Source organism: Flavobacterium anhuiense (assembly GCF_050990855.1).
GTDB classification, from domain to species: Bacteria; Bacteroidota; Bacteroidia; order Flavobacteriales; family Flavobacteriaceae; genus Flavobacterium; species Flavobacterium anhuiense_C.
On sequence record NZ_CP158861.1, the window covers coordinates 104,726 to 126,939 of the forward strand.

The following is a 22,214-nucleotide window of genomic DNA, read 5'->3' on the forward strand; positions in this document are numbered from 1 at the left end:
ACCTTTGCATTTCGAAATATTTTTTGAATTTAAAACTTATAAAGAATTTTCTTTCAATAAAATTTCGAGTCCCAAATTCACTATTTACCAATAACCTAACAAGAAATTACTATGGAAACATCTGTAACTATGGAAATCAAAGACAACACTTTTGCACGCCAATTCGAAACTGTCATCCCTGAAGGTATGTTAGCAGTTGAGTATTCATTTCAAGAAAAAAAAATCTTTTTAACCAAAATCAACAAGCCAGATTCTTACGAGAACGAAGAAGCAATTAATACTTTACTAAAAAATGTATTAGAGTTAAGTTCTGAAAAAAATTACAGAGTAGTCCCTATTCACCCAAAGATTGTTTCGTTTTTCAAAAAAAATCCGCGATATAAAGAATTACTTCCTCCTGGAATTAGAATTTAAAAATACCCAATAAGTCGGAGCCATAAGCCTCCAATTACCATATAGATTAAGAGCATAACCAAACCAGTTATAAGCCCTTTGACCCACCAACTCTTTAGGTCAACATAACCGCTTCCGAAAAATACGGGTGCGGGACCGTGACCATAATGAGTTAAAGTTCCGTAAAGAGATCCGACAAAACCAAGCATAAAAGCTAGTAATAATCCCGGAATTCCGAGCGAAACACCCACTCCAAGCAAGGCTGCGTACATTGCTGCAACGTGCGCAGTTGCACTTGCGAAAAGATAATGACTAAAGAAATACACTAGTATAATAATCGGAAAAGCCATCTGCCAGCTTAATCCGCCAATTTGTGCTTTTACCAAATCACTGAACCACGCTATAAAACCTAATTCGTTAAGCGAACTGGCCATCATTACCAAAACAGAAAACCAAACAATGGTATCCCAAGCTCCTTTTTCGGCTTTAACATCTTCCCAAGTCAAAACTGAAGTTAGAAGCAAAATTACCAATCCGATAAAAGCCGTTGTGGTTGCATCAATAGAAAACAAATCCCCTGTCATCCAAAGAAAAAGAAGAATAAAGAAAGTCAGCAACATCATCCATTCGTCTCTTGTAATAGCGCCCATTTCTTTCAATTTCTGCATGGCAAGCTGTGGAGCATCACCTGTTTTCTTTAATTCTGGCGGATAAATTTTATACAAAACAAAAGGAATTACAAAAAAAGCACATAAACCAGGAACAATCGCTGCTGCTGCCCAAGACATCCAACTGATTTTTATTCCTAAATTAAGCGCAAACTTCTGACACATTGGATTACTTGCCGTTCCCGTTAAAAACATAGAAGAAGCAATTAAATTCATATTATAACTATTTAAAGTTAAATATGCCCCTAATTTCCTGTGCGTTTCCGGCTTATCAGGCATCGAACCAAAACTCATTGACATTGATTTCATAATCGGATAAACGATCCCTCCTCCTCTGGCCGTATTACTCGGTACAGCTGGCGCTAAAACCAAATCTGCCAATCCTAAACCGTAAGCCAGCCCTAAAGAACTTTTTCCGAATATTTTTATGAATAAAAAAGCAATTCTGTTTCCAAGGCCTGTTTTTATGAATCCTCTTGCTATGAAAAACGAAATTCCGATCAGCCAAATTACTTTATCACCAAATCCTTTTAAAGCCAATGTGATCGATTTTCCAGGATCTCCTGGAGCTAAAACCTGAGACATGGCAGTCAATGCAATTGCAATCATACACATAGTTCCCATCGGAGCCGCCTTTAAGATGATCCCCAAAATAGTAGCTACGAAAATGGCAAATAAATGCCATGCTTCTGTCACAACGCCTTCTGGAGCTGGAATAAACCAAATGGCAACTAAAACTGCCAGCGTAATTAAAGTCTGAGGAATTTTTACTTCTTTCATAAAAAACAAAAATTAAGTGAATTAAATTCTAAGCTGTAACTGAATTAAAAACAAATTATCATTGTAGGTTGATGTATCTGGAATACTTTTATCAAATCGATCAATTTCAAACCCCATCTCGATACGGCCTGTGTACGATTTTCCAAATTCTAAACTAACCATTGGCGTGTAAGTGGTACGAACGTTTGAATTAATCTTATAACTTGGATCAAATGTTTCGTAACGACAAGAAATTTCAAGCGCTGTAAGTTTATTGTAATTTATCTCATACCTAAAGTTTGGCAGAAAATAAATACCTCTCATCTGGTAATCGACAACATTATTTGTTCTGTTTTCAACTGGCAAAGAGTAATACAAATTATGGTTTGTTCCCTGTTTGTATTCTATCTGCAAATCAAAACTAAGTTTATCGGTCATTTGGAAATCACTCGTAATATCTGCTCCTAACGCAAAAACATCCTCTTTAAAAACCTTTCCAAAACCTCCATTTAAACCTAAATTAATCTTATATTCTTTTGACAAACCGAAGACCCATCTTGAAGAAAATTGTTTTCCGTTGTCTTTATCCATTTCCGCATTTTTTCCATTTCCATTTAAAACCGAAACCGCATAATTGACCGGAATTTTCCCGATATCGAAAGCTCCTGTTGCCGATGCTCCGATCTGAAAACTTGTCCATCCATTTTTTCCGAATTCATAATACTGATTCGAAAAATCAAAAGACTTTATAATATCAACAGGAACAAGTTCTTCAATACCAAAAGCTGGACGAAACTGCCCTCCTGTCAAGGCTATATATTTATTAAAAGTATATTTACCGTAAGCATTTTCAAGAACTTTCCCTTTAGGGTCTGATTTAAAATCGGCTAAATTGACCAGAATTACAATCTCTGTAGTTTCACTCAATTTGGTATTCAGACCTACACGCATTCTTTTTATATCGAAAGAACTTTGAACAGCATCGCCTGTTGAATGATGAACTCCTAAAACATCTACATTATCCCCAAAACTTTCTATATATCTGGCCTGAAGAAGACCTTTTAATTGAAAATGCGGATATTTTACTTCTTCAGTTACTTTATTATCAGCTTCATGCTTATCAGCTCCCTGATTCAGATCCCCTTGAGCATGTAAAAAAAAGGGCGTAATAAAAAAAAGGCAAAAAATGAACAATAGTAGACTTTTACTCATAGGCTTAAAATAAATGGAATAGTACTATTTATAGCGATTTAAAAACCGGCTTTTATTTTTGAGATCAAAAAAAGTTAACTACTTGTAGTCAACGCGAAATGGGATTACTAAAATAACAAAAAAAGATATTTTATGTAAAAAAAATTGCATTAAAATACTGTTATGAATATTGCAACAAAAAAAAGGCATAAGAATAAAACTTATGCCCTTTGAAATTTATATTTGAAAATACTATTTTTCGATCTCTCTCATAGAATCCATTTTCTTGTGCGCCAAGAAACCAGCAACATCTTCAAAATGTTCTTTTACTCTTTTGTTTCCGAATTCAAAAACTTTAGTAGCCAATCCGTCAAGGAAATCACGGTCGTGAGATACTAAGATTAAAGTTCCGTCAAAATCACGAAGCGCATCTTTAATAATATCCTTGGTTTTCATATCTAAGTGATTCGAAGGCTCATCCAGAATTAACAAGTTTACTGGCTCCAACAATAATTTAATCATTGCCAAACGTGTTTTTTCTCCTCCAGAAAGTACCTTAACTTTTTTCGTAATATCATCACCTTGGAACATGAAAGCTCCTAAAATATTTTTGATTTGAGTTCTAATATCTCCAACGGCAATACTATCAATCGTTTCAAAAATTGTAGCATTTTCATCTAATAAAGCCGCCTGATTTTGAGCAAAATATCCGATTTGAGCATTATGTCCAATTTCAACACTTCCAGAATCAACGCCAATTTCTTTCATAATCGCTTTAATCATAGTCGACTTTCCTTCACCATTTTTTCCAACGAAAGCCACTTTTTGTCCACGCTCGATTACAATGTTTGCATCTTTAAAAACAACGTGATCTCCATACGCTTTAGACATTTCTTTTACAATAACAGGATATTGTCCAGAACGTGCCGCTGGCGGGAATTTTAATCGTAAAGCAGAAGTATCCACTTCATCAACCTGAACAATTTCTAATTTCTCAAGCATTTTTACACGAGACTGAACCGCATCTGTTTTAGAGAATGTTCCTTTGAAACGCTCAATAAAAGCACGGTTTTCAGCAATCATTTTTTGCTGCTCATCGTATGCTTTTTGCTGGTGAATACGACGATCTTTTCTTAATTCTAAGTAATGCGTATATTTTGCTTTGTAATCGTAAATTCTTCCCATCGTAACTTCGATAGTTCTGTTTGTAATATTATCTACAAACGCTCTATCGTGCGAGATTACCACAACCGCTTTCGCTTGATTCAGCAAAAACTCTTCTAACCATTGAATACTTTCAATATCCATATGGTTCGTTGGCTCATCCAGCAAAATCAAATCTGGCTTTCTCAATAAAATTTTAGCCAATTCGATACGCATTCTCCATCCACCAGAAAACTCAGAAGTCTGACGTGTAAAATCTTCACGTTCGAAACCTAAACCAACCAATATTTTTTCAACTTCAGCTTCGTAATTCACTTCTTCAATTGCATAAAACTTCTCACTTAAGTCAGAAACTCTTTCAATTAATTTCATGTATTCATCACTTTCATAATCGGTACGAACAGTCAATTGCTCATTGATATCGTCGATTTCAGCTTTCATTGTAAAAATTTCACTGAAGGCTTTAGACGCTTCTTCCATAACCGTTGCACCATCTTCAGTAAGCAAATGCTGTGGCAAGTAAGCAATTACAGCTTCTTTTGGAGCCGAAATACTTCCTGTAGAAGGTTTGTTTACACCAGCAATTATCTTTAAAAGTGTCGATTTTCCCGCACCATTTTTACCCATAAGGGCAATTTTATCATTTTCATTAATAGCAAAAGAAACATCGCTAAAAAGTGTAGTTCCGCCAAACTGAACCGAAATATCGTTAACTGTAATCATTTGTCTTTGTTAATTTGTTTAAATCGGTTAATCGTTTATCTGACTACCCATTTTTTTCGTGCTGCAAAGATAGATTAATTAGATAATTAGGCAATTTGAAAATTAGATAATTTTGAAAATGTGTCAATTAGATAATTTACTAATTGATAACACCTTAATTACAATAAACGAAACTCAAATGGATTTCTAATATTTTAAAATTTTAACCTTACCTTGTACTATAATTTTAAAAATCAGCAAAATATGAAAACGAAATTAAAACTGACCGTTTACTTATTTGCGGGGTTACTATTTGGACTTTCTGCAAATGCACAAAAAACAGTAATCAAAAAAGAGGCTTTACCCGCAAATGCCCAAACTTTTTTAAAAACACATTTTGGATCAAAAAAACCGAATTATATTTTAGAAGATAAAGAAATTCTTTCTACTGAATATAAAGTTAAGTTTAGCGATGAAATTGAAATTGAAATTGAATTTGATAAAAAAGAAAATTGGAAGGAAGTTGACGGCAATAATGCTAAAATTCCAAAATCGATCGTTCCTAAAAAAATCGCTTCTTATATAAAAACAAATTTTCCAAAAGAAAAAGTTACCAAAATAGAAATCGAAACTTCTGGTTATGAAGTAAAACTTACTAATGGTTTAGAATTAAAATTCAATTTAAAAGAAGATTTCGTTAAGGTGAGCAAATAAATGTGGCAATTAGATAATTAGTCAATTAGATAATTTTAAAAAAACCTTAAACATAAAAATCTGGCGGGTTTGCTATACGAAAATTTTAGCCATAGATTAAAGAATTATCACTGATTATTTTTTAAGGAAAAATCCTTTTTAACCCTATAATCTGTGGCAGAAAAAAACAAACCCGAAAGACAAAAGTCTATCGGGTTTGAAAAAATTATCTAATTGACTAATTTTCTAATTATCTCATTAAAAAACTTAGTCTTTTCTCCATTTTTTAGTTTCTTCGAAAACATGCTCTAAAATAGCCTGTTCTATTTCATCAAAATCGATATTTCTTCTTGACAAAACCAAACGTGCCGTTTCAAACGCTTTTTTAGTTTGATAAGTTGTAAAACCTGCTGCACCACCCCAAGAAAAACTTGGAACAAAATTACGAGGAAAACCAGAACCGAAAATATTAGCGCTTACACCAACCACAGTTCCAGTATTAAACATAGTATTGATTCCGCATTTACTATGATCTCCCATCATTAAACCGCAAAACTGAAGTCCTGTTTTGGCAAAACCTTCTGTTTCATAGCTCCATAATTTTACTTCTTCATAATTATTTTTTAGGTTCGAGTTGTTAGAATCTGCACCGATATTGCACCATTCTCCTAAAACAGAATCACCTAAAAATCCCTCATGTCCTTTATTTGAATTGGCAAAAAGAACAGAATTTTTAACCTCTCCGCCAATTCTAGATCCAGGCCCAACAGTTGTTGCACCATAAACCTTAGCTGACATTTTCACCATTGCATTTTCGCATAAAGCAAATGGCCCGCGAATTACGGTTCCTTCCATAATTTCGGTATTCTTACCTATATATATAGGTCCGTTAGATGCATTTAGAGTTACAAACTCTAATTTTGCCCCTTCTTCAATAAAAATATTTTCCGGAGCAATTACATTAACGCTTTTAGGAATTGGCTGCGATGTACGATCTTCAGTCAAATATTTAAAATCCTGACGAATCGCAGCATCATTTTTAGAGAAAATATCCCAAGTATGCTCAATTGTGATGCAATCTTCATTGTATTGAATAATTTCATACGAATCAAAATCGACTTCTTCCTGATTTTCGCTTGCAAAAAAAGCAATTACATCTTCTCCTTTAAAGATCGCTTGATTTTCTGTTAAATTAGAAACCATCTCCACAAGAGTATCATTTGGCAAATACGCTGCATTGATCATTACGTTTTCTTCCATTTCAACCATTGGGAATTTCTCCGATAAATATTCCTCTGTTATAGTTGTTATAGTAGAACCAAGATATTTTTCCCATTTCTGGCGAATCGTCATAATTCCGACTAAAATATCAGCAACAGGCCTAGTAAAAGTAAAGGGTAATAAAGCATTCCGAACGGGTCCGTCGAAAAGAATGTAGTTCATAAATAATTGAGTGTTTATTAAAAATTAGTTTGGTTACCTGCCCCAAAGTTACAAATATTTTACTGTTTTAATTAATAACCACATTAACGAAAAGTAATATTTAACGCATAAAAAAAGCCTTCCAGAATTTGGAAGGCTTTTATATAATGTAAAACAGCTATTATTTTTTAGCGTGTTTAGCGTATTTAGTTTTGAATTTATCAATACGTCCTGCAGTATCGATAAGTTTAGATTTACCAGTATAAAAAGGGTGAGATGTTCTAGAAATCTCCATTTTTACAACTGGATACTCAACTCCGTCAACTTCAATTGTTTCTTTTGTATCTGCAGTAGATTTAGTGATAAAAACGTCATCATTAGACATGTCTTTAAATGCAACTAATCTGTAATTTTCTGGGTGAACTCCTTTTTTCATCTTTTCTTTTTATTTATTGTTATAGAGCACTTTTATTTTGAAGCTTTTTCATGGTTAGAAAAAGGTATAAACAAACAATACTCTTTTTTGTTTAAAATTTTAATTATTTTTGAGTGTGCAAATTTACAATTCTTTTTTAATAAACAAACAGTTAGCCTACTTTTTTTTAGTTTATTTCGAAAAGCTTTTTTTATATCCGATTATAGTGGGAATTACTATATTTGTGGATTAATTTTAAACAGATCAAAATATGATTAATGAAGTTATAAAAAAGAATGGTGTTACGTATGGTGTAATGATCGGAATTGCATCGGCTTTGGTTACCGCTACAATCTATGCTATTGATTTAAACTTATTTACAGCTTGGTGGATAGGAATACTAGGAATCGTAATAAGCCTTACTATTAGTATTATTTTACTTTCTAAAACTAAGAAAGAATTAAACGGCGTTTTTCCTTTTAAAGATGCTTTTACTACTTATTTTATAGCTGCAGTAATTGGTATTTTAATATCAACAACTTTTAACATTGTACTATTCAATGTAGTTGATCCAGGCGCAAAAGATACTTTGAGCGAAATTATGATTAAATACACTGTTGGCATGATGCAGAAATTTGGCACGCCAGCATCAGCAATTAACGAAACTATTGCTAAAATGAAAGAAAGCAATCCGTATTCTACTTTTGAATTATTAAAAGGATCTGTTTTCGCTATGGTTATCAGCGCAATTTTCGGATTAATTTTCGCAGCATTTTTCAAAAGCAAATCTACACAAGAATAAAAATATAAATGAATTTATCTATACTTATACCGCTTCTAAACGAGGAGGAATCACTTAAAGAGCTCTATACATGGATCATTAAAGTGATGCAATCTAACAATTACTCTTATGAAATCATTTTTGTAGATGATGGTAGTACAGATAATTCTTGGCAGATTATTGAAGGATTCTCTAACGAAAACCCAAATGTAAAAGGGATTCGTTTCATGAAAAACTTTGGAAAATCTCAAGCTTTACATGCTGGTTTTGCAAAAGCAAAAGGTGATGTTATCATTACTATGGATGCCGATTTGCAAGACAGCCCAGATGAAATTCCTGAATTGTATGAAATGATTACAGCTCAGAAATTTGATTTGGTTTCTGGTTGGAAAAAGAAACGTTACGACTCTGTTGTGGCAAAAAATCTTCCTTCAAAATTATTTAATTGGGCGGCTAGAAAAACTTCAGGCGTTGAATTAAACGATTTTAACTGCGGATTGAAAGCTTATAAAAATGTCGTAGTAAAAAACATCGAAGTTTCTGGCGAAATGCACCGTTATATTCCCGTTTTGGCTAAAAATGCCGGTTTCGGAAAAATTGGCGAAAAAGTAGTCATTCACCAAGCTAGAAAATACGGCGAAACTAAATTCGGAATGGAACGTTTTATAAACGGCTTCCTAGATTTGATTACCATTTGGTTTTTATCAAGATTCGGAAAAAGACCTATGCACTTATTTGGCGCAATGGGTTCTTTAATGTTTATCATCGGATTTTTATCTGCAGGATATATTGGCGTTTCTAAACTATACCATATGTATACTGGAATGAAATATAGTTTGGTTACCAATAATCCGTGGTTTTATATCGCTTTAACCACTATGATTCTTGGAACTCAATTATTTTTAGCAGGTTTCTTAGGCGAGATTATTTTAAGAACTAAGAACAACGAAGCTCGTTATAAAGTAGCTCGAGAAGTTAATTTTTAATACAAAACCATTTTTAAAATCTTTTTTTATTTAAGGCACAAAATTATCGAATACAGCACATTTAGACCTTAACAAAAAACTATTTTTAAACAAAAAATAAAACCAAAATACAATGAATATAGCACCAAATATATTAGAAGCTGTAAACGAATGGCTGACACCAACATTTGACCAAGAAACTCAAGCAGCTGTTAAAGAGTTAATGACAACTTCTCCAAAAGAACTTGAAGAGAGTTTTTACAAAAACTTAGAATTCGGAACTGGAGGAATGCGTGGCGTTATGGGTATAGGAAACAACCGCATCAACAAATATACGCTTGGAAAAAACACTCAGGGATTATCTGATTACTTACATAAAGTTTTTCCAAACGAACCGTTAAAAGTAGCTATTGCTTACGATTGCCGCCATAACAGCAATACTTTGGCAAAAGTAGTGGCAGATGTTTTCTCTGCAAACGGAATCCAAGTCTATTTGTTTTCTGATTTAAGACCAACTCCAGAATTATCTTTTGCACTTAAATATTTACAATGCCAGTGCGGAATTGTTTTAACAGCTTCTCACAATCCACCAGAATATAATGGTTATAAAGTATACTGGCAAGATGGCGGACAAATCGTTCCTCCTCAAGACAAAGAAATCGTTAATGTAATCGAGAGTTTAAGCTACGACAAAATCAAATTTAATGCAAACGAAGATTTAATTCAGTACATTGACACTGAAATAGACAAAGCATTTATTAAATCGTCTATCGAAAACGCAAGTTTTAATACTCCAACTGAAGCGAAAGACAATCTTCATATTGTTTTCACTTCATTGCATGGAACTTCTATAAAATCTATTCCAGATACTTTATCGCAAGCTGGATACAAAAATGTTCATATTGTTCCTGAGCAAGCTGTTCCAGACGGGAATTTCCCAACAGTAAAATCCCCAAATCCTGAAGAGCCAGAAGCTTTAACTATGGCTTTGGCTTTGGCAGACAAAACAAATTCTGACATTGTTGTCGGCACTGATCCTGATTGCGACCGTTTAGGAGTTGCCGTTCGCAACAACGATGGCAAAATGATTTTATTGAACGGAAACCAAACTATGGTTTTAATGACTTCTTTCTTATTGAAACAATGGAAAAAAGCAGGTAAACTAAACGGAAAACAATTCGTTGGTTCAACAATTGTTTCTACTCCGATGATGATGGAATTAGCATCAAGCTACGGCGTTGAGTGCAAAGTTGGATTAACTGGTTTCAAATGGATCGCAAAAATGATTGTAGATTTTCCAGAACTGGAATTCATCGGAGGCGGTGAAGAAAGTTTCGGATTTATGGTTGGAGATGCCGTTAGAGATAAAGACGCCGTTGCCGCTACTCTATTAATTTGCGAAGTTGCCGCTCAAGCGAAAGCTGCAGGAAGTTCAGTTTACAAAGAACTTTTACAGCTTTATGTTGAAAACGGTTTTTACAAAGAATTTTTAGTTTCATTAACTAAAAAAGGAATGGAAGGTTTGCAGGAAATCAACCAAATGATGATTAATTTACGCGAAAATCCTTTGAAAGAAATCAACGGACAAAGAGTTATCATGGTCGAGGATTACCAATCTTCTATTGCTTTAAATTTATTAGACGGGTCAGAATCCACAATGGACATTCCAAAATCAAATGTATTGATTTATTACACGGAAGACGGATCTAAAATTTGCGCAAGACCAAGCGGAACTGAACCTAAAATTAAATTCTACATCAGTGTAAATGCAGAAATTGAATCGGTTTCAGATTTTGATGAAGCAGAAAAATTCTTAGACAATAAAATACAAAATATCATTGCAGACATGAAGTTGAACTAACCTTCATTTTTCAATTAACAAATTCAATATCTTTAAACTCTGATTTACAATCTTAAAAAGTAAATCAGAGTTTTTTTTATAAAAAAAACTAAAAAGAAATTGAAAACACCGCAATTGGATTAATTTTGTGCTTTGAAAATTGCTGCTCAACTAATTCCCAAAAAGAGCTACCATATTAAAGAAAACAATATCAAAAAAATAAATGAGTAATTTCAAAAAAATAGTTCCTTTTATATACCCGTATAAAAAATACGCATTCTTAAATATCTTTTTCAATGTTTTGTATGCGCTTTTCAGCACACTCTCGTTTGTGGCTTTAATACCAATGCTTCAGGTATTGTTTGAAAAAGGAGAAAAAATCGAAGTAGAGCCCGTTTATGAAGGTATTTTTAAAATAAAAGAATATGCAGAAGACTATCTGGCTTATTACATTACAACCGCACAAAAAAACCACGAACCTGGTTATGTTCTGTCGGTAATGGTTGCCATAATCATTTCAATCTTTTTACTTAAAAACTTAGCCGATTATTTAGCGATGTTTTTTATCAATTTCCTTCGAAATGGAGTTTTAAAAGATATGCGAAATGCATTGTACAAAAAAACATTAGAACTTCCTTTGGCTTTTTATTCTGAAAAAAGAAAAGGAGACGTAATTTCTAGAATTTCAGCTGATGTAAACGAAGTTCAAAACTCCTTTTTGGCAATATTAGAGCTTATCGTAAAAGAACCTTTAACGATCATCTTTACAATTACCACAATGCTTATCATTAGTGCTAAATTGACTTTGTTTGTTTTCATCTTTATTCCTGTTTCTGGATATATCATTTCATTGATCGGAAAACAGCTTAAAAAACAATCTACTAAAGCTCAAGAAGAACAAGGACGATTCCTTTCTACTATCGAAGAAACAATTGGCGGATTGAAAGTGGTAAAAGGATATAATTCTGAAAATTACTTCAATAAAGTTTTTCAAAATTCGACAGAACGTTTTTTCACATTATCAAATAGTATCGGAAACCGTCAAAACTTAGCTTCTCCCGCAAGTGAATTTATGGGAATTACGGTAATTGCCATTTTACTTTGGTACGGAGGCCAAATGGTTTTGATTGATAAAACTTTAGAAGGCGCTGCATTTATTGCTTATATGGGATTAGCCTATAACATTCTAACTCCCGCAAAAGCCATTTCTAAAGCTTCTTATGGCGTCAAAAGAGGAAATGCCGCAGCAGAACGTGTTCTTGAAATTCTGGAACAAGAAAACACTATTGTTTCTAAAGAAAATGCTGTTGAAAAAACAACTTTTGACGATACTATCAGTGTTCAAAATGTAAACTTCAAATACGAAGAAGAAACGGTTTTAAAAGACTTTTCTCTTCAAATTAAAAAAGGACAAACTGTTGCTTTGGTTGGACAATCTGGAAGTGGAAAAAGTACGATCGCCAATTTACTGACTCGTTTTTATGATGTTAATGACGGTTCTATTTCTATTGACGGAATCAACATTAAAGACATGAATTTGCAGTCGCTTCGCAGCTTGATGGGATTGGTAACGCAGGATAGTATTTTATTTAATGACACTATTAAAGCAAACATTGCTTTAGGAAAGTTAGATGCTACTGATGACGAAATTATCGAAGCTCTTAAAATTGCAAATGCTTACGAGTTTGTAAAAGATCTTCCGCAAGGAATCTATACCAACATCGGAGACAGCGGAAACAAACTTTCTGGCGGACAAAAACAACGTTTATCTATTGCTCGTGCCGTATTGAAGAATCCACCAATCATGATTTTGGACGAAGCAACATCAGCATTGGATACTGAAAGCGAAAAATTTGTTCAGGTTGCACTTGAAAACATGATGCAAAACAGAACTTCAATCGTCATTGCGCACCGTCTTTCTACTATTCAAAAAGCAGATATGATTGTAGTGATGCAAAAAGGAAAAATCGTTGAACAAGGAACTCATGAAGAATTGATCGCACACAACGGAACTTACAATAAATTGGTAACGATGCAGTCTTTCGAATCGTAAGAAACGCATCTAGCCAAATCAACTTACACAGATTAAGGAAATATTAAAACTCAGTTTAATTTCTTTAATCTGTGTTTATTTTTATAACTTTAGGTTAGTTAAAGAATAAATCATTTAATCTCACAAAAATGTATCTTAACAACCCAAACATTACACTTCCTGAAGATCCTAACACCGTTGTTTGGAAATATCTGGACTTATCTAAATTTTTAGATTTACTGCTCTCAAAAAAGCTTTTCATGTCTCGTTCAGACAAATTTGAAGACCAATACGAAGGCACTTTCAGCGAACCCACTTACGAAGAGATTAAAAAGCTAGCCATTGACAATCCTGACTTTTTAAAATATTACAAAACACAACGCGAACAAGTTGCCATAAGCAGTTGGCACATTAACGAATATGAATCTTTTGCCATGTGGCAGATTTTCACTCAAAATAGCGAAGGATTGGCTATTCAATCCACAATTGGGAGATTGCAGAAAGCATTAAAACCTGAAAATAATTTTGACCAATATATTGGCGAAGTAAATTACATCGATTATAAAAAAGAATATATTCCGTTTGATGATTTGTTCTTTCCCTTTTTATTTAAACGAAAAAGCTTTCAATACGAGCGCGAAGTCCGCATTATTACAGACACTTCAAAAAGTGATATTAAATTAAACGACGGATTAAAAATCAATGTTGACATCAACCAGTTAATCGAAAAAATATATATTCACCCAAAATCCGAAAACTGGTACAAAAAATTGGTAATAGAATTGGTTGAACGCCTAGGATTCGGTTTTGAAATCGAAAAATCAGATCTGGAAAGTGATATTCTTATCTAAGGTTCTAAGATGCTAAGATTCTAAGGTGCTGAGTTTTTTTTTGCCACTGATTACACAGATTAAGGGGATTATCCAAAATAGTATAACAGAAAACCGCTTTAAAAATTAAATTTCAAAGCGGTTTTTTATTTTAAAAAAAATCATTTTAATCCTTTTAATCTGTGGCAAAAGCTTACAAGCTTAGCAACTTAGAGTCTTAGCAACTTTAAATAGGTTTATAGCCTTTAACCTCCCATTTCTTAGAGGCTAAATCAATATAATTGTAATGCAAAACATCATTTTTATCAAACTGACCGTTTTGATTTGTATCCTCTATTGTTCTAAAATACAAACGGTTTTTAGATTCAATTAGACTCCAATCTACCAATTCTTGCAAATCGGCAGAAACTTTGGTAAAGTTTTCTCCGCTTATATCGCTTAAGTATAACGTTTTGATATCGCTGGTATCAATTTTCCCATCTTTATTGGTATCTGAATCTGTCAGCGTATAGACCATAACATTATTATGCGTTTTATCAGCAACAGTTTTCAAATAAGTCGCCGTTAAAATTAAAATTGGTTTATCTGACAATGGACGAATGGAATCTGAATCCACTTTTTGGAATTTTAAATTCTGCAAATAACCAGTAATTTCATATTCGCCTAAATTAGAAATCGTAAAACTCACATCATTTACACTCGAAGTACCAAATCTTGCTTTAGATCCTCTTTCCAAAACTCTTAAATCTCCCACCGGATGAATTAAATAATTAGTTCCTTCCATTTGAATTGGCAAATCGGCAATTTCAATTTGAGTGGTATCGGTTTTAGTTATACTTACTTTATTTGAAGCACCGTAGCTTACTTTTGGTTTCTGAACTTCTTCTCGGCAGCTAATTACTGTTCCGATAAGTATTAGGGCGATATATTTAAAATACTTTTTCATCTACATGATTATATACGATTATCAAATATACTATTTTTGATTGTATTTTTGAGTTTTATTGAATTTTACTAGTGCAAGGATATTTACTCCCGCCAAACCAAGATAGCCTGTAAACAAAATCCAATTCTTTTTAAATAATGTTATCAGATATTCAATTTGTCTTTTTCTTTCTTCTTTTAAAAGATCTTCTTCACTCCTATACGAAGGTTGATACCCGCATAAAAAAACTGACAATTTAGGTTCATTTTTCAATTTAGGTTTAGGCATCATGAAAACCATAAACTCATCTTTGTATTGCAAATAATAAGGCATGCCTTCAACTTGTAAAATTTCCAAAACACGGACATACACTTCATATTTCACTTTTTTACCAAAATGAATTTTAATTCCATTTACAGTATCATTTTCCCTCTTTAATTTTCTTAACGCAAGTTCAAGCTCATTTATTTTTTTTCGCTCTAAATCTAAAGAATTATTAAAACAAACCATTCGATAATTTCTTTTTAAAGCTAAAAAATTTCCGATCATAGCAGAGTCCGTAGGAATGTAAAAACTCATCATGCCTTCAACCTTAAAAGCATCCACTTTATAAAAATGATACAAACAAAACAAAGGAATCAAAACCAGAGAAATCATTCCTGGAACGTAAAAAATCTTTTTTCTTTTTTCACGTTTTTCTATCATAACCTCGCATTTAACTTAACGTTAAAAACCCTCGAAGTCATATAATTTGGAATAGCATATTGATTTTTTGAATACACATCGCGAACCCAAGTATTGGTAATCGCGTTTTGATTATTGAAAAGATTAAAGATTTCTAACCCAAGTGACAATTCTTTAAAATTTTTCAGCCATCCTGTTTTTGTATTTTGAGTACTGCTGTCGACAAAAACTTTTGCAAAACCAATATCGGCTCTTCTGTAATCATTCAATCTATTTTGATATAAATATGGATCTGAATAAGCTGGTGCACCACCTGGCAAACCCGTATTATAAACCAAGTTCAAATACACTTTCACACTTGGAATATTTGGCATATAATCTTGAAACAACATTGCAAATTTCAAACGCTGATCTGTCGGGCGAGCAATATAACCTTTGTTCTCGTAGTTTTCTTCCGTTTTCATATATCCAAAACTTACCCAAGATTCAGTTCCCGGCACAAATTCGCCGTTTAATCTAAAATCCAAACCTTGCGCGTATGCTTTTGCATTATTATTGGCAACGTAACGAATACGAACATTGTCTATCGAATACACATTTACATCTGAAAGCGATTTATAATACAATTCTGTTACCCACTTAAAAGGACGGTTCCACATTTTGAAATTATAATCATTTCCTAAAACGACATGAATTGCTTCTTGTGCTTTCACATTTGGATTTACAACGCCGTCTAAATCGCGTAATTCTCTATAAAATGGCGGCTGATGATACAATCCTCCTGAAATCCTGAAAACCATATCACGATCCCAATCTGGTTTTATTGCAAATTGAGCACGCGGACTTACTACAAACTGCGTTTTTCCTTCTTCTATAGCTCCAGAAACATTCCAACCTTGAAAACGCGCACCCAAATGATACCAAATTCGGCTTGAGCCAATTTCCGATTGCTTATTCCATTGTGCATAACCAGAAAATCTATTTATAGTATTAAAATTTGTGGCACGAATATTTTGATAAGGCAAAAGCGGCCCTGTATAAGGCGTATAAGGCTGATTATTTTTAGGCAAAATAACCAAAGGCGGATTTATAGAAAATCCAGCAGAATCTATTACTTCCCACTCCACTACTCGATCTCGAATAGATTCTCTAGTATATTTTAAACCAAACTCCAATTGGCTTTCCTTCCAGTCTTTAATTCCTTTAAGTTCAATGTTTGCAATCAAAGCATCCAAATCATTTCGTGCATGATTCAATTGAGAACCAATTCCGCGTGTAAAATCAATTGCCGAAGCATCTTCTGGATTTTCGGCGTTTACATTTCCTAAACGATATTGAGCTAAAATATCAAAATGCTCTTTTTCTGTAGTATGAAACAAAGAACCAATTAATTTTAAGGTAAGCGTTGGCGATGCTTTATAAGTAGTTTTCAAAGCACCGAAATAAGTATTGTATTGATCTTTTTCTTGTCCGTCATAATAAACCGAAAGCGCCATTGGCTGATCTGCTGTTCCAAAATTGGTTTGGCGCACCAAAGGTTCATACGAATATTTATTCTCAGAAATATTTCCTAAAAAGCTCATTTGCCATTTTTCAGAAATATCATAATTTACATTGGTTTGAATATCGGCAAAAGTTGGTTTGTAATTCGTCTCGGTATCTTGACTATTTACCAAAAGACTATTGTTTCTGTAGCGAACTCCGGTCACAGCAGACCATTTTTTGTTTTTCGAAACCAAATCTACTGCAGCGCTTCCGCCAAGAAAACTTGCTTCAAAAGCAGCACCGAATTCTTTTGGCTTGCGATACGCGATATCTAAAACAGAAGACAATTTATCTCCAAACTTAGCTTGAAATCCTCCCGCAGAAAATTCCACATTTTGAACCAGATCTGTATTGGTAAAACTTAAACCTTCCTGTTGACCCGAACGAATTAAAAACGGACGGTATACTTCTACCTCATTTACATAAACGAGATTTTCGTCATAATTACCTCCTCGCACCATGTATTGTGTGCTTAATTCGTTATTGGAATTAACGCCCGGAAGTGTTTTCAAGATATTTTCGATTCCGGCATTTGCCCCTGGAATTTTCTTAATCGTTTCGGTATCGACTGATGTAATGCCTTGAACTCGTTTTCTATTACCAGAAGAAACAAAAACTTCTCCCATTTGCTCCTCAGAATTGTTCATAATCGGATTAAAAACGAAAACTTCATTTGTTTTTAAACTAACCGTCAAACTCACCATTTTTAAAGAGACGTGAGTAAAAATCAGCGAAACTTTTTTGTTTGACGGAATTACAATTTCATAAAAACCATTTGAGTCAGACTGGACAAAAGCATCTTGCGAAGAAATATTCACACCCGAAACAGAATGTTTTTCTGCATCTAAAATCACTCCTTTAATACGAGCATTTTGAGCCAATGCAATACAGCTGATAAATAAAAAAAGAAAAGCGAATGTAAACCTATTTTGACTCAAAGATTTTGGGTTTTATTTTTTTTGACTTCTGAAAAAACGTGTTTCAAAGATAGCAGTATTTCCTACATTATCAACCACCTCAATTTTTAAAACGTTTTCCCCTTCTGCCAAATATTGGTCATCAAAAGCATGCGTAATCCTTCTCGCTTTATTTTCATATTCAAACAAAACCCAACTTCCGTTTAAATAGCCGTTATACGATTTTATGCCCGACAAAGCATCACTTATCGTAAAATCAATTTTCTTTTGATCGCTAATCCATTTCCCTTCAACAGGTTTCGCAATTTTTATAACCGGCGGTATAGTATCCAGAACCAAACCATAAGTACCCAATATTTTTGCTTTGGCAGTAAAAACGTCGTCTTTTCTAATTGTTCCGTTAAAACTTGTCCCTTTTCCTATATAAAGTTTGTCTCTTAAAGATTCTGGATATACTGCATCTTTTATGGTAATAGTAAAATTAGAATGAACCGGAACTGTATCGTCATGAATAAAAAGTTTGTTATTTCTAACATCAAAATTCATATTGAAATCTTCATAAAAAGTTCCAGCTGGAAAGAAAACCGACATATTATCTTTCTCAAAATTGGTATCTCTATTATACTTGATAAAATATTTCCCATTAACAGGCTCAGCTTCTACAAGCGGTGTTGTTGCATCATACTCAACTGGAACCGTGATCGAATTCATATTACCAAAATAGTCAGAAACTTCTATCTTGTAATTTGCAGCTAAATTAGGCTCTGCTTTTAAAATACCTCGTAAAGAATCTGTTTTGATAATACTTAAAGCAAAAGGCGTTTTCATAAAAAGTTTCTGCACGCGCTGCCCTGTTTTTTTATATCGAGCATAATCAATAAAAGCATTGATATAGCGCATCTCGTCAAACGAATAGGTATTAAATTGATAATTATAATTTGGATCACCATTTACAAAGGTTGAAACATTAAATACACCATTTTTGTTATGCGAAACATCATCGGTATCTACCGCATTAATACCGAAACCAATTTTCCCATTTGATTTAACTTTAGAAGCCAAATAAGTCCCATCTTTTTGAAGCGCCAAATTTACCAATAAAGGCTGCTTAGACTGATTTACCGTTGCATTATCCAAAGGATAGACGTACAGACTAGACAAAGTAGGCTTTTTGTTATCTTTTATATTTTGGTCAAAGCCAAAGAAAATCGGATTGATAACAAACTCCGTTTTAGTATCTCGAATTTCAAAATGAAGATGAGGACCTTCTGACGAACCTGTGTTTCCAGAAAGACCAATTATATCTCCCTTTTTAACAGGAAGCTCATCTGGTTTGGGAAACATTTCAATTTCGTATGCCTTTTCTTTGTAATGCGTTTTTTTCACATAATCCAAAATTGCACCGGTTGGAGTTTGCAAATGCCCATAAACAGAAGTATAGCCATTTGGATGCGTGATATAAATGCATTTCCCGTTTCCAAAAGTAGAAATTTTAATTCTAGAAACATATCCATCGGCAATAGCGTGTACAGTTAAACCTTCTCTCTGATTGGTTTTCAAATCAAAACCAGCATGAAAGTGATTAGGCCTTAACTCCCCAAAATTACCGGAAAGCTGCATTGGAATATCAAGAGGTGGACGAAAATAATCTTTAGGATATTGCGTTTGGGCAAATATAAAATTAGAAATCAAAAAGGTAAGTACAGCATATCTCATAAGCAACATTTTTGCTAAGATAAAAAATTAACAGGGCAAAACCGAGGATAATTAGCATAAAAACACAATAACCTGAATTTCATTTATTTGCTTATTTTTAATGCAAAAAAATCGAGAAAAAATTGCATTAATAAAAAGGAATACTAACTTTGTATGATTAAGTAATGAATAGGATGTATAATGAGTGTAATTGCAGAAATAATTGATACTCTTGAATATAAAGTTGAAAAACTTTTTGAGAAATCAAAAGGTTTGGAACAAAACAATCAAGTATTACGATTAGAACTAGCCAAAGCTGCGCAAATTATCCAGAAACAATCTGAGGAAATGGAAGCTTTGAAAAAGCAAAATGAAACACTTAAGATAGCCAATTCGTTGCTCGGCAGCGACAATAACAAGAGAGAGACAAAGCTTAAAATAAATTCATTAATTCGCGAAATTGATTACTGTATAGCACAACTATCAGATTAACAACATGGACGGAAAGCTTAGAATTAAAATATCAATTGCCGATCGTGTTTACCCACTTACGGTTGAACCCGCGCAGGAAGAAGGACTGAGAAGTGCTTCAAAAAAAATTGATGCTATGATCAAGCAATTCGAAGAAAATTACGCGGTTCGTGACAAACAAGATGTTCTAGCTATGTGTGCATTACAATTTGCATCGCAAGTAGAACAAAAACAAATTGATAACGCAATCGATGGAGAAGACACTATCGAAAGAATTAAAAGATTAAATACGCTTTTAGATCAATATCTCGAAAAATAAACGTTCTTTACAGAAACTAAGATACTGCCTACATTAGTTCACAATTGGTAAACTCAACACTAACAATTTAGAATGAGCAAATCGTCGCTACTATAGTATGCCCTCCATTTGGCTGGGAAACTTGAACAGTGAGTTAGCTCAAAACTTGTCTTTACGAGTTTATACAAGCAATTAATGTAGGCTTTTTTTATATATAAACCCTAACAAACATGGACATCATAACGATCATTATTGGTATTGTAGGTATTGCAGCAGGATTTGCAATAGCTAAAATTATCGAGAAAAGTAATATTTCAAACCTAATCAAAAACGCTAAAAAAGAAGCTGCTTCTATCTTGAAAGACGCTAATTTGGAAGCCGAAAATATCAAAAAAGATAAAATTCTTCAAGCAAAAGAGCGTTTTATCGAACTTAAATCAGAGCATGAACAAGTTATTTTAGCACGCGATAAAAAAGTTGCTGAAGTAGAAAAACGCGTGCGCGATAAAGAATCTCAAGTTTCTAACGAACTTTCTAAAGCTAAAAAAGTAAACGAAGATTACGAATCTAAAACAGCTGAATACAACAACAAAATTGAAGTTTTAGACAAAAAACAAGCTGAAGTTGACAAACTTCATAAAAGCCAATTACAGCAATTAGAAGTGATTTCTGGCCTTTCTGCTGAAGAAGCAAAAGAACAATTGGTTGAAGGCTTAAAAGCTGAAGCTAAAACGAAAGCAATGTCTCATATCCAAGAAACGATTGAAGAGGCAAAATTGACTGCACAGCAAGAAGCTAAAAAAATCATCATTAATACAATTCAGAGAGTTGGAACTGAAGAAGCGGTTGAAAACTGCGTTTCTGTTTTCAATATCGAATCTGATGATGTAAAAGGTAGAATTATCGGTCGTGAAGGTCGTAACATTAGAGCTCTTGAAGCCGCAACTGGAGTTGAAATCATTGTAGACGATACACCAGAAGCAATCATTCTTTCTTGTTTTGACCCTGTTCGTAGAGAAATTGCTCGTTTGTCTTTACACAAATTGGTAACTGACGGGCGTATTCACCCAGCAAGAATTGAAGAGGTTGTTGCTAAAACAGCAAAACAAATCGACGACGAAATTATCGAAGTAGGAAAACGTACCGTTATCGACTTAGGAATTCACGGTTTACACCCAGAATTGATTAAAGTAGTGGGTAGAATGAAATATCGTTCTTCTTACGGACAAAACTTATTACAGCACTCAAGAGAGGTTTCTAAACTTTGCGGTATCATGGCTGCAGAATTAGGATTGAACGTAAAACTAGCTAAAAGAGCTGGTTTATTACACGATATTGGAAAAGTGCCAGATACAGAAAGTGATCTGCCACACGCTCTCTTAGGTATGCAATGGGCTGAGAAATACGGCGAAAAAGAGGAAGTTTGCAACGCAATTGGAGCACACCACGACGAGATTGAAATGAAATCTTTATTATCTCCAATTATTCAAGTTTGTGATGCTATTTCTGGAGCAAGACCAGGTGCTAGACGTCAGGTTCTAGATTCTTACATCCAACGTTTGAAAGATCTTGAAGATGTAGCTTACGGATTTAGCGGTGTAAAAAATGCTTACGCAATCCAAGCTGGTAGAGAACTTCGTGTAATCGTAGAAAGCGAAAAAGTTTCTGATGATAATGCAGCAAACTTATCTTTCGAGATCTCGCAAAAAATCCAAACAGAAATGACTTATCCTGGACAAGTAAAAGTTACAGTTATTAGAGAAACAAGAGCTGTAAACATTGCGAAATAATCTTGGAAAATATACACAAAACAAAAGGCTGTCA

General features: G+C 33.6%; 19 protein-coding genes. 10 read left to right on the forward strand and 9 right to left on the reverse strand.

The window, feature by feature from the left end; all coding sequences use genetic code 11:
* The first annotated feature begins 111 nt into the window (after window positions 1-111).
* Complete coding sequence (locus ABTV69_RS00535) at window positions 112-414, forward strand: GNAT family N-acetyltransferase (RefSeq protein ID WP_433833302.1); 303 nt, start codon at window positions 112-114, stop codon at window positions 412-414.
* On the opposite strand, the gene ABTV69_RS00540 is transcribed toward ABTV69_RS00535, so the two are convergent.
* The 3 genes from ABTV69_RS00540 to ABTV69_RS00550 all read right to left on the reverse strand — a co-directional run bounded on the left by ABTV69_RS00540 (window position 411) and on the right by ABTV69_RS00550 (window position 4,898).
* On the reverse strand, window positions 411-1,841 hold the full coding sequence (locus tag ABTV69_RS00540; RefSeq protein WP_433833304.1) for an anion permease: 1,431 nt from the start codon (window positions 1,839-1,841) through the stop codon (window positions 411-413). The two genes, ABTV69_RS00535 and ABTV69_RS00540, sit on opposite strands and share 4 nt — an antisense overlap.
* A 21-nt stretch (window positions 1,842-1,862) precedes the next feature.
* On the reverse strand, window positions 1,863-3,032 hold the full coding sequence (locus ABTV69_RS00545) for a porin (RefSeq protein ID WP_433833306.1): 1,170 nt from the start codon (window positions 3,030-3,032) through the stop codon (window positions 1,863-1,865).
* A gap of 231 nt (window positions 3,033-3,263) precedes the next feature.
* On the reverse strand, window positions 3,264-4,898 hold the full coding sequence (locus ABTV69_RS00550; protein ID WP_433833308.1) for an ABC-F family ATP-binding cassette domain-containing protein: 1,635 nt from the start codon (window positions 4,896-4,898) through the stop codon (window positions 3,264-3,266).
* 243 nt (window positions 4,899-5,141) lie between these two features.
* Here ABTV69_RS00550 and ABTV69_RS00555 point away from each other — a divergent pair, with 243 nt between their 5' ends.
* The gene (locus tag ABTV69_RS00555) at window positions 5,142-5,591 is read left to right on the forward strand and encodes a PepSY-like domain-containing protein (RefSeq protein ID WP_433833310.1); all 450 of its coding nucleotides are present in this window, start codon (window positions 5,142-5,144) and stop codon (window positions 5,589-5,591) included.
* A 246-nt stretch (window positions 5,592-5,837) separates the two neighbouring features.
* Here the strand turns inward: ABTV69_RS00555 and ABTV69_RS00560 are convergent, their stop codons facing one another.
* Together ABTV69_RS00560 and ABTV69_RS00565 are read right to left on the reverse strand one after the other, a co-directional pair.
* On the reverse strand, window positions 5,838-7,013 hold the full coding sequence (locus ABTV69_RS00560; RefSeq protein WP_433833312.1) for a GlmU family protein: 1,176 nt from the start codon (window positions 7,011-7,013) through the stop codon (window positions 5,838-5,840).
* A 160-nt stretch (window positions 7,014-7,173) separates the two neighbouring features.
* The gene (locus ABTV69_RS00565; protein WP_007804523.1) at window positions 7,174-7,428 is read right to left on the reverse strand and encodes a type B 50S ribosomal protein L31; all 255 of its coding nucleotides are present in this window, start codon (window positions 7,426-7,428) and stop codon (window positions 7,174-7,176) included.
* A gap of 250 nt (window positions 7,429-7,678) precedes the next feature.
* Here ABTV69_RS00565 and ABTV69_RS00570 point away from each other — a divergent pair, with 250 nt between their 5' ends.
* The 5 genes from ABTV69_RS00570 to ABTV69_RS00590 all read left to right on the forward strand — a co-directional run bounded on the left by ABTV69_RS00570 (window position 7,679) and on the right by ABTV69_RS00590 (window position 13,876).
* Entirely contained in the window at window positions 7,679-8,209 is a 531-nt protein-coding gene (locus tag ABTV69_RS00570; RefSeq protein WP_433833315.1) for a DUF4199 domain-containing protein, read from the forward strand.
* Window positions 8,210-8,217: 8 nt separating this feature from the next.
* On the forward strand, window positions 8,218-9,174 hold the full coding sequence (locus tag ABTV69_RS00575) for a glycosyltransferase family 2 protein (RefSeq protein ID WP_433833317.1): 957 nt from the start codon (window positions 8,218-8,220) through the stop codon (window positions 9,172-9,174).
* 112 nt (window positions 9,175-9,286) lie between these two features.
* Complete coding sequence (locus ABTV69_RS00580) at window positions 9,287-11,014, forward strand: phospho-sugar mutase (RefSeq protein ID WP_433833319.1); 1,728 nt, start codon at window positions 9,287-9,289, stop codon at window positions 11,012-11,014.
* A 202-nt stretch (window positions 11,015-11,216) separates the two neighbouring features.
* Window positions 11,217-13,046: an ABC transporter ATP-binding protein gene (locus ABTV69_RS00585; RefSeq protein ID WP_433833321.1), complete on the forward strand. Its 1,830-nt coding sequence runs from the start codon at window positions 11,217-11,219 to the stop codon at window positions 13,044-13,046.
* A 128-nt stretch (window positions 13,047-13,174) separates the two neighbouring features.
* Window positions 13,175-13,876: a DUF2971 domain-containing protein gene (locus tag ABTV69_RS00590; RefSeq protein WP_433833323.1), complete on the forward strand. Its 702-nt coding sequence runs from the start codon at window positions 13,175-13,177 to the stop codon at window positions 13,874-13,876.
* Window positions 13,877-14,081: 205 nt separating this feature from the next.
* Here the strand turns inward: ABTV69_RS00590 and ABTV69_RS00595 are convergent, their stop codons facing one another.
* From ABTV69_RS00595 to ABTV69_RS00610, 4 genes are read right to left on the reverse strand one after another with little or no spacing between them, the layout of a single operon-like run.
* Complete coding sequence (locus ABTV69_RS00595; protein WP_433833325.1) at window positions 14,082-14,801, reverse strand: hypothetical protein; 720 nt, start codon at window positions 14,799-14,801, stop codon at window positions 14,082-14,084.
* A gap of 30 nt (window positions 14,802-14,831) precedes the next feature.
* Window positions 14,832-15,485: a hypothetical protein gene (locus ABTV69_RS00600; protein ID WP_433833327.1), complete on the reverse strand. Its 654-nt coding sequence runs from the start codon at window positions 15,483-15,485 to the stop codon at window positions 14,832-14,834.
* Entirely contained in the window at window positions 15,482-17,947 is a 2,466-nt protein-coding gene (locus ABTV69_RS00605; protein WP_433833329.1) for a TonB-dependent receptor plug domain-containing protein, read from the reverse strand. The genes ABTV69_RS00600 and ABTV69_RS00605 overlap by 4 nt, the downstream gene beginning before the upstream one ends.
* A gap of 12 nt (window positions 17,948-17,959) precedes the next feature.
* Complete coding sequence (locus ABTV69_RS00610; RefSeq protein ID WP_433833331.1) at window positions 17,960-19,642, reverse strand: M23 family metallopeptidase; 1,683 nt, start codon at window positions 19,640-19,642, stop codon at window positions 17,960-17,962.
* 180 nt (window positions 19,643-19,822) lie between these two features.
* On the opposite strand from ABTV69_RS00610, the gene ABTV69_RS00615 reads away from it, so the two are divergent.
* From ABTV69_RS00615 to rny, 3 genes are all read left to right on the forward strand, one after another.
* The gene (locus ABTV69_RS00615) at window positions 19,823-20,113 is read left to right on the forward strand and encodes a hypothetical protein (RefSeq protein ID WP_198858206.1); all 291 of its coding nucleotides are present in this window, start codon (window positions 19,823-19,825) and stop codon (window positions 20,111-20,113) included.
* Window positions 20,114-20,117: 4 nt separating this feature from the next.
* Window positions 20,118-20,411 (forward strand): cell division protein ZapA, encoded by a 294-nt coding sequence (locus ABTV69_RS00620; RefSeq protein ID WP_433833334.1) that lies wholly within the window; start codon window positions 20,118-20,120, stop codon window positions 20,409-20,411.
* A 209-nt stretch (window positions 20,412-20,620) separates the two neighbouring features.
* On the forward strand, window positions 20,621-22,180 hold the full coding sequence (gene rny, locus ABTV69_RS00625) for a ribonuclease Y (protein ID WP_198858208.1): 1,560 nt from the start codon (window positions 20,621-20,623) through the stop codon (window positions 22,178-22,180).
* Window positions 22,181-22,214: the final 34 nt, after the last annotated feature.